Source organism: Mesorhizobium sp. M8A.F.Ca.ET.021.01.1.1, assembly GCF_003998025.1.
Taxonomy (GTDB): domain Bacteria; phylum Pseudomonadota; class Alphaproteobacteria; order Rhizobiales; family Rhizobiaceae; genus Mesorhizobium.
This window is the reverse complement of sequence record NZ_RZSJ01000978.1, coordinates 1-1,073: the sequence shown is the minus strand read 5'-3', so window position 1 is coordinate 1,073 and position 1,073 is coordinate 1. Positions and strand designations below refer to the sequence as shown.

1 protein-coding gene and 2 pseudogenes are annotated in these 1,073 nt (G+C 66.9%); all 3 read left to right on the top strand.

What is annotated here, in order from left to right; genetic code table 11:
* A pseudogene (locus EOA36_RS39010) lies at window positions 1-159 on the top strand (alpha/beta hydrolase); the annotation flags it as partial.
* Complete coding sequence (locus EOA36_RS35985) at window positions 156-878, top strand: ribulose-phosphate 3-epimerase (RefSeq protein WP_127281284.1); 723 nt, start codon at window positions 156-158, stop codon at window positions 876-878. The pseudogene EOA36_RS39010 and the gene EOA36_RS35985, both read left to right, overlap by 4 nt.
* Window positions 875-1,073 (top strand): annotated as a pseudogene (locus tag EOA36_RS35980) (ROK family protein); the annotation flags it as partial. The gene EOA36_RS35985 and the pseudogene EOA36_RS35980, both read left to right, overlap by 4 nt.

Here is a 1,073-nt window from a genome sequence, read left to right as displayed (position 1 = left end):
CCCCTGGCGACCGCCCGCGAACTCGCCCAAACCATCCCGAACGCAGCCTTCGCCGAGGTGAGCCCGAAGGCCACCGACAAGGACCGCCACTTCGCCGAAATCCGTGCCGCCATCGGCGGCTTCCTCGATAGAAATTTCAACAACCAGGACCAGTCATGATCTCGAAACCTTTGTCAGGCCCGGCCGCCATCGCCGCATTGCCGCGCGACCGTCTGGTCGCCGAATTCTCGTCATGGTCGGCCAATCTGGCCAATTTCGAGAGCGACTTGAAGCGCATCGAGCCCTATGTCGATCTGCACCACATCGACGTCGCGGACGGCCATTTCGCTCCGTCCTTCCTGTTTTTCCCCGATCTCGTCGCCCGCATTGCCACGCTGACGGCCAAGCCCATCCATGTCCATCTGATGGTCGATGGGGCAATCGTCGAAGAACAGACGCGTCAGTTCATCGAGGCCGGCGCCGACATGATCAGCGTCCATGCCGAGAACGGCGAGGCGGGCCTGCGCGCGGTGCGGCTGGCGCGCGAACTCGGCGCCGAGGCCGGCGTCGTGCTGAGGCTGGAGACCCCGGTCGAGGCGGTGACGCCTTTCGTATCCGAGGTCGCTTTCGTAACGCTTCTCGGCACCGCGATCGGCGTCAAGGGCCAGGGCCTGTCGGAGAAAGCCTGTGACAGGCTGGGTGAGGCCCGCGCCATCCTGCGAAAGGCCGGCCGCGAGGCGGCGGTGGTGCTCGCCGCCGACGGCGGCATCCGCCACGAAACCGTGCCGTTGCTGCGCGCCGCCGGCGCCGAGACGGTGGTTCTGGGTTCGCTCGCTTTCGGCGACAAGGATCTCGCCGGCCGCATCGGCTGGCTGCATGGTTTGAAGGTCGCGGCATGAACATCGAAGCCGCCCTCGCGATCGATCTTGGCGGCACGGAGCTTCGTGCCGCTTTGGTCGACCGTGACGGCAAGATCCTGGCCTTCGCGGCGGTGCCGACGCAGGCGCAGGCCGGCCCCGACGTGGTGATCGGCCAGATCGAGGCGCTGGCCGCGACCATCCATGCCGAGGCGCCGGCACTGTCGATCCTAGGCG